Source organism: Phenylobacterium sp. (genome assembly GCF_024508875.1).
In the GTDB taxonomy this organism is placed as follows: Bacteria; Pseudomonadota; Alphaproteobacteria; order Caulobacterales; family Caulobacteraceae; genus Phenylobacterium.
Map to the genome: position 1 here is coordinate 1 of NZ_JANINU010000138.1, position 6286 is coordinate 6286.

A 6286-nucleotide genomic window follows, 5' to 3' on the forward strand; every position below is an offset into this window, starting at 1 on the left:
TGCACCTGGGTCGTGCGCGAGAAGCCGCTCATGTCCAGCACCAGCACCGCCCGGCGCTGGGTGAAGTCTCGCTCGATCTCCTCCGAGATCTCCACCCGCCGCTCGGGATGCTCGATGATCTGCGAAAGCAGCATGTCCAGCCGCTCGCGCGTGTTCAGCGCCGGCGCCTGCGGCGTCGCATCGTCCATGGATCGTCCTCCCCCAGCCTCTACGATGCCAAACGCCGCGCGGAGGCAAGTCAAGCCGAGGCTCCCCACGGGCGAGGAACGCGCCTATGTCAGAGGCCATGACCGCCGCCGCTCCGGCCAAGCCCGCCGCCCCGCCGAACAACCTCGTGGGCCTCGCCCTGCTGGCCGCCTTCGTCGCGCTGGGCGCCGCCCTGGCCCTGGCGCCGCCGGCCGCCAGCCCGCTCACCTTCGCCTTCGTGCTCACCGGCTGGGTGCTGGCGGTGATGGCGCACGAGTTCGCCCACGCCGGCGTCGCCTACCTCGCCGGCGACCACACCGTGCGCGACAAGGGCTACCTGTCGTTCGACCCGCGGCGCTACGGCGACCTGGGGACCAGCCTGGTGATCCCGCTGCTGGCCCTGGCGCTGGGCGGCATCGGCTTCCCCGGCGGCGCGGTCTACCTGCGCGACGACCTGATGCGCAGCCGTAGCTGGCGGGCCGCCGCCTCACTGGCCGGGCCGGGCGCCACGCTCGTCGTCCTGCTGGTCCTGACGGCCGTGCTGAACCTGGGCGCGACCATGCCGCGCACACTTTTCGCGGCCCTGGCCATGCTGGCGTTCCTGCAGGCGACCGCCCTCATCCTCAACCTGCTGCCGCTGCCGGGGCTCGACGGCTTCAATGCCATCCAGCCCTTCCTGCCCCGCGCCTGGGCGCCGGCGATCCGCAAGGCCGAGGGCCTGGCGATCCTGGCGCTCCTCGCGGCCCTCTTCCTGCTGCCCGGGTTCAGCGAGCTGCTGTTCGGCCTCGCCGCCGTCCTCGCGTCGACGCTCGGCGCGCCGCCCGACGCCATGCAGGCCGGCTGGGACGCCTTCCACTTCTGGCGGTGAGTGCTAGCGTCGCCGTTCCACGCGGGAGCGGAGAAACGGCATGAAGGGCGTCGTCAGCCTGGCGCAGGCGGTGGGCATCTGGCTTCTGATCGTGGTGCTCAGCTTCGGCGTCGGCCTCGTCCCGTTGGCGATCTGGGCCGCCATGGTCTTCCTGGGCGCCGCCGAACGCGCCGACAAGGCGAACGCCCAGCTCGACAAGACCCTCATGTCCGGCGAAACGGTCGTGGCCCGCGCGATCCAGAACCGGGTCTTCGCCCTTTTCAAGCGCCGCGCAGCGATCGCCATCACCTCCAGCCGCATCCTGGTCATCCAGCGCGGCCTGCTGGGCGGCTTCCGGATGGCCGACATGCAGTGGAAGGACCTGAAGGACGCGCGCCTGGAGGAGAACATCGCGCCTGCGCTTTGCGGGTCGAACCTCGCGTTCGACACCCTGGCGCCCGGCGGCGCCGGCATCTACGTCGATGGCATAGCCAGCGACGCCGCTGCGGCCATGTACGCCAAGGCCCAGTACGAGGAACAGGCCTGGGAGGAGAAGCGCCGGGTGCGCGGCTTGGAGGAGACGCGCGCCGCCTCTGGCGGGGTGGTCATCGGCGCCGGCGAGGCGGCCGGCTCGGGCGCGCAGGGCGAACGGATGGTCGACGAGATCCGCAAGGCCAAGGAACTGCTCGACGCGGGCGCGATCAGCGACGCCGAGTTCCAGGAGATGAAAGCCAAGATCCTGGGACGCGCCTAAACCCTCCGTTCACCATTCCCGCGCCTTCGTCGTTCGGGCATGCTTCCGGAACAGACGATGAACGCCCCGATTCGCCCGCAACAGATCCGCATCCTCGGCATCGACCCCGGCCTGCGCCGCACGGGCTGGGGCGTGATCGCCTGCGAGGGCGCCCGCATCAGCCACGTGGCCCACGGCGTCATCGCGCCGAAGGACACCCTGCCCTTCGCCGAGCGCCTGCTCTGCCTGTTCGCCGAGATCGAGGCGGTGATCGCCGCCCACGGCCCGCATGAGGCCGCGGTCGAGGAGACGTTCATGAACAACAACGCCCAGTCGGCGCTGAAGCTGGGCCACGCCCGCGCCATGGCGATGATCGTGCCCGCCCGCGCGGGCCTGCCCGTCGCCGAATACGCCGCCACTGTGGTCAAGAAGGCCGTCGTCGGCACGGGCGGCGCCGACAAGGCCCAGGTGGGCTGGATGATCGCCCGCCTTCTGCCCTCGGCCGGCAAGACGGCCGCCGACTCCGCCGACGCCCTGGCCGTCGCCATCGCCCACGCCCACGCCCGCACCGCCCGCCGCGTCGCCTGACGCCGGCCGCGCCCACGGAAAAGGGCGCCGGACCTGAAGTCCGACGCCCCTGGAAAGACACGCTTCCTCCGGCCTTAAGCCGCGAGCAGACCCGCCCGCCGCTGGCGCAGCAGCCCGCCAACGCCGCCGAAGCCCAGGATCATCATCGCCCAGGTCGCCGGTTCCGGCACCAGGGTGACGGCCGTGATGTCGCTAATCTCCAGCGCGGCGCCGCCCGACTGGAAGGTCGCCTGGGTGATTGCGCTGTCGAAGCTGAAGGTCAGCCGCCCGTTGCTGGTGAAGCCCGTCTGGCTGCCGTTGGCCGCCATCCCCGGCAGCGCCGCCAGCATCGCGCCCGTCACAACCTGGCTGGTCCCGTCCGCCAGTTGGAAGGTGAAGCTGTTATAGCTGTCCAGCGAGCCCACGTAGAAGCTGAGGGCCGAAACCCCCGGCGTGGTCAGGACGGCGACCTGGTCGGCGTCCGTCAGGCTGAGATACTGCGTCGTGTCGCGGGTGTCGGCGCTGAACGCCGGCGCCGCCGTCAGGCCGGTGATCGAGCCGGTGAACAGCTCCGCGTCGCCGCTCAGCGTGAAGCCGGGCTGGGCCAGCAGCACCTCGGCCAGGGTGGGGCCGCCCTCGAAGTCGGTGATCAGCGTTTCGCCTTCGCCGAGGTCCGTGCCGTAGCCGATGAAGGTGACGGCGGCGTTCGCCGAGGTTGCGGCCATCGCAAGGACCGCTGCGCCCGCGAGGGCGTGAAGTGGTTTCAGGTTCATCCGTGTCATCCCCTGGGACCAAGAGGCGGAATAGCCCCCTGTGCCGCACGACGGGCGGCGAACGGGCAACCTTTGTTGCGATGCGAAAGTTCCAGCGGCGCCGCAAAATTGTCGGCCGCCCGACGCTTCTCCCGATAGCGCCCCAATGGCGCCCCGCGGCGCCTCAGTCGTCCTCCGGCCCGTACACCCCGGCCCCGAACGTCCGCGGAGCGATCTTGGCGCAGCGCCGGTGGGCGCCCTTCACGATCCGCGCCAGCGCCCGCATCGACTTGCCCTCGTGTCCCAGCCACGGCGCGCCGTCGGCCGCCGTCTCCACCAGGAACGCGAAGGCGACGTCCCGCGCCCGCCGATACTGCGCCTGGAACTCCGGGTGGCGCCGCAGCCAGTTGTAGACCGTGCCCAGCGACGGCATCGCCGGGTCCTCGCACAGGCGATACAGCGGCTCGCCCAGGCACAGCCGGGCGCAGATGGCGTCGGCCACCTCGGGCCCATAGCCGCTGCGGTGGGCGATCCGCGCGCGGCCGTCGGCGGACGTCGCCGCCCGGGCCTTGCGCGCCTCGGCCCGCGCTCGCGTCTTCGCCGCCCAGCGCCGCCGGGCCTCCGCCCGCCTCACGGTCAGCACCACCGCCATCGCCTGCGCGAAGTCGGGATGCGCCCGGCGCCAGTTCCACACCGTTTTCTCCGTCGGCATCGACGGGTCGGCCCGGCAGATCGACCGCAGGCTTTCGCCGGCCGCCAGCCGCGCGCAGATCTTCACCGCCACGTCCGGGTCGTACGAGGAGGCGTAGAGCCCGGAGGGCGGAGCTTGCCGCGCGAGGGTGCGGACGGCGCGGGGACGGGCAGGCTGTGACATGACGGCATAATAGGCGTCGCGAGAACAAATCGCGAACTTTGATTGACGCCCGTCCGGCCTCAGGCGTGGCGGCCGCCGCAGCATCGCGCGGCGAACGGCGCGAACAGCCGCCGCGCATTGCCCATGCGCACCTGCTCGCGCTCGTCCGGCGTGAAGGGGATAGCCTGGAACTGGGCTTCCGCGGCCCGCAGCGCCGGCTCGGGCGCGAACGGGAAGTCGGTGCCGTAGACGATCTGCGAGACGGGGGCGATGGCCCGCAGCGCCGCGATCTGGTGCGGCGCCGCCGCCAGGGCGGTGTCGTAGTGCAGCCGGGCCAGCGTCTGCATCGTCTCCGCGGGCGGCCGGGCGCGGGCTCCCAGGGCCGGGATGGCGCCGATCGCCGCCATGCGGGTCGCCAGGAACGGCAGGGTGCCGCCCGCGTGCGGCAGGATGAACCTGATGCGCGCGAACCGCTCCAGCGCGCCCGAAAAGATCAGGCTGGCCACCGTCCGCGTGGTGTCGAACGGGAACTCGATCATCGGCGCCGGCAGCGCCAGGCCGAAGGCTTCGAAACAGGCCGGCGCGGTGGGGTGGATGAAGACGGTCGCGCTTCGGGCGTCCAGCGCCTCCAGCACCGGGGCGAACTTCGCATCGCCCAGGTACGCGCCGTCCGCATGGGTCGGCAGGGCCACCCCGTCCAGCGAGAGGTCGTCCAGCGCCCGCGCCAGCTCGGCGAGGCTGGCGGCGACGTCCGGCAGCGGCAGGATCGCATAGGCGCCGAAGCGGTCCGGATAGCGACCGCACAGGTCGGCGGCATAGTCGTTGACCGCCCGGCACAGCGCCGCCGCTTCGTCCGCGGGCAGGAAGGAAACATGCGGCGACGAGACCGACAGGACGGCCCCCGCGATCCCCACCTCGTCCATGATCGCCAGCGCCCGCTCCGGCGACCAGTCAGGAACCGGCATGCCGCCGTCCACCGTCTTCAGGCCGGCCTTCGCCAGCGCCTCCCGATAGACCGGCGGCAGGAAGTGCGCATGGACGTCGAGGGTCGTCGGGTCGGACATGGGGTCAGAACGTCTGCAGGTCCTCGGCGAGCGCGATCTCGCCCTTGAACTCGGCCGCGATCTGCGCGCGGGCGCCCGCCAGCTCGTCGCGCTCCAGGGCGTTGTGGGTGGCCACCACCTTCGAGACCCCGCACGCCGCGGCCAGCTTGCCCACCTCGGTGGGCGACAGGTGCTCCAGCCGGAAGTGCGCTTCCACGGCCTTGGCGGCCGCGGGGGGCGAATTGGGATAGGCCTTGATGATCTTCGCGACCGCCAGCCCCGGGTCCATGATCTCGCTGACCAGCGTGTCGGACCCCTTGCAGAGTGCGGCGACCGCCGGGCTGGGGCCGGTGTCGCCGGTGTAGACGATCGCGCGGCCCGGCGCGTCGAAGCGATACGAGACCGAGACGGGACGGTCCGCCGCCGGCGGGCCCAGCGTCTGGTAGTGGCTGTTTTCCACCGCCGAGACCCGGATCGGCCCCACCTCGAAGCGGCTGCCGTCCGTCACTTCGACGATCTTCACCCCCGCGTCGGGCGGGCCGAACAGGCTGGGCCCCATCGTCCGCGAGGCCGACTCGCCCGGACGCATCGCCGTGAACAGGTTGGCGACCAGCTCGCGCGTGCCCGGCGGCCCGTAGATCGTCAGCGGGCCGTTCTGGCGGCTCTGGAAGCGCAGGCTCAGGAACCCGAACAGCCCGCCGGTGTGGTCGAAATGCAGGTGGCTGATGACCAGCGTCTGCACCTGGCCCAGCCGCACGCCCGCCTTCGCCAGTTGTTCGGCCGCCCCGTCGCCCACGTCGGTGAGGATCAGTTGGTCGCCGTAGCGGACCAGGTTGGCGGGCTCCGACCGGTCGGCCCGCGGGATCGGCCCCGAGTTCGTGCCGAGGGTCGTGAAGGTCAGGCCCGCGTCCGCCGCCCCCGCCGGGGCGGGCAAACCGAGCTGCAGCAAGGCGACGGCCGCCAGAACCAGTTGACCGCGCATTCCTCGCCTCCACGTCCTCGGTGGCCCCATGCGTAGGGCTTTTTCGACTATTTGGTCAACATAGAGATGGAGAACGTGAGCCCCTCTCACTGAGTTGGGGGAAGCGCGCCACATTCTTGACGCAGGCGGATTTGACCATACAGTCAGCTCTAGCGCGCCGCTCGACGGCGCGGTCGCCCCAGGGAGCCCCCATGAGCGAGACCGCATCCCAAGACGCCATCGCCCCCAAGGCCCCCGCGCCCAGGGCCCGCGCCTCGCGGCGAACCCTTGTCCAGGGCGCCCTGGCCGCGCCGATGATCGCCGCGGCGGGGGCCGCGCCGGCC

8 protein-coding genes are annotated in these 6286 nt (G+C 71.8%); 3 read left to right on the forward strand and 5 right to left on the reverse strand.

Translation table 11 applies throughout. The features are described from left to right. Window positions 1–188 (reverse strand): hypothetical protein (locus tag Q0L11_RS11775; RefSeq protein ID WP_296597463.1); only part of this gene is annotated, 188 nt, incomplete at its 3' end. Window positions 189–274: 86 nt separating this feature from the next. On the opposite strand from Q0L11_RS11775, the gene Q0L11_RS11780 reads away from it, so the two are divergent. From Q0L11_RS11780 to ruvC, 3 genes are read left to right on the forward strand one after another with little or no spacing between them, the layout of a single operon-like run. Continuing rightward, window positions 275–1054, forward strand: a complete 780-nt coding sequence (locus Q0L11_RS11780; RefSeq protein ID WP_296597464.1) for a site-2 protease family protein — start codon at window positions 275–277, stop codon at window positions 1052–1054. 40 nt (window positions 1055–1094) lie between these two features. Continuing rightward, complete coding sequence (locus tag Q0L11_RS11785; protein ID WP_296597466.1) at window positions 1095–1787, forward strand: SHOCT domain-containing protein; 693 nt, start codon at window positions 1095–1097, stop codon at window positions 1785–1787. Between the two features lie 57 nt (window positions 1788–1844). Next, window positions 1845–2354, forward strand: a complete 510-nt coding sequence (gene ruvC, locus Q0L11_RS11790) for a crossover junction endodeoxyribonuclease RuvC (protein ID WP_296597467.1) — start codon at window positions 1845–1847, stop codon at window positions 2352–2354. Between the two features lie 74 nt (window positions 2355–2428). Here the strand turns inward: ruvC and Q0L11_RS11795 are convergent, their stop codons facing one another. The 4 genes from Q0L11_RS11795 to Q0L11_RS11810 form a co-directional block, all read right to left on the reverse strand. Continuing rightward, a complete protein-coding gene (locus Q0L11_RS11795; RefSeq protein WP_296597468.1) occupies window positions 2429–3106 on the reverse strand; it encodes a PEPxxWA-CTERM sorting domain-containing protein in 678 nt (225 codons plus the stop codon). Between the two features lie 163 nt (window positions 3107–3269). Then, a complete protein-coding gene (locus tag Q0L11_RS11800) occupies window positions 3270–3959 on the reverse strand; it encodes a hypothetical protein (RefSeq protein WP_296597470.1) in 690 nt (229 codons plus the stop codon). Between the two features lie 59 nt (window positions 3960–4018). Next, complete coding sequence (locus Q0L11_RS11805; protein ID WP_296597472.1) at window positions 4019–5002, reverse strand: amidohydrolase family protein; 984 nt, start codon at window positions 5000–5002, stop codon at window positions 4019–4021. A 4-nt stretch (window positions 5003–5006) separates the two neighbouring features. Further along, window positions 5007–5963, reverse strand: a complete 957-nt coding sequence (locus tag Q0L11_RS11810; protein ID WP_296597473.1) for an MBL fold metallo-hydrolase — start codon at window positions 5961–5963, stop codon at window positions 5007–5009. Window positions 5964–6286 lie beyond the last annotated feature (323 nt).

What these genes read in the sequence shown, in the direction of transcription:
- Q0L11_RS11800 (WP_296597470.1), bottom strand. Translation starts at nt 3,959, where the DNA reads ATGTCACAGCCTGCCCGTCCCCGCGCCGTCCGCACCCTCGCGCGGCAA.
- Q0L11_RS11805 (WP_296597472.1), bottom strand. Translation starts at nt 5,002, where the DNA reads ATGTCCGACCCGACGACCCTCGACGTCCATGCGCACTTCCTGCCGCCG.
- Q0L11_RS11810 (WP_296597473.1), bottom strand. Translation starts at nt 5,963, where the DNA reads ATGCGCGGTCAACTGGTTCTGGCGGCCGTCGCCTTGCTGCAGCTCGGT.
- Q0L11_RS11785 (WP_296597466.1), top strand. Translation starts at nt 1,095, where the DNA reads ATGAAGGGCGTCGTCAGCCTGGCGCAGGCGGTGGGCATCTGGCTTCTG.
- Q0L11_RS11795 (WP_296597468.1), bottom strand. Translation starts at nt 3,106, where the DNA reads ATGAACCTGAAACCACTTCACGCCCTCGCGGGCGCAGCGGTCCTTGCG.
- Q0L11_RS11780 (WP_296597464.1), top strand. Translation starts at nt 275, where the DNA reads ATGTCAGAGGCCATGACCGCCGCCGCTCCGGCCAAGCCCGCCGCCCCG.
- ruvC (WP_296597467.1), top strand. Translation starts at nt 1,845, where the DNA reads ATGAACGCCCCGATTCGCCCGCAACAGATCCGCATCCTCGGCATCGAC.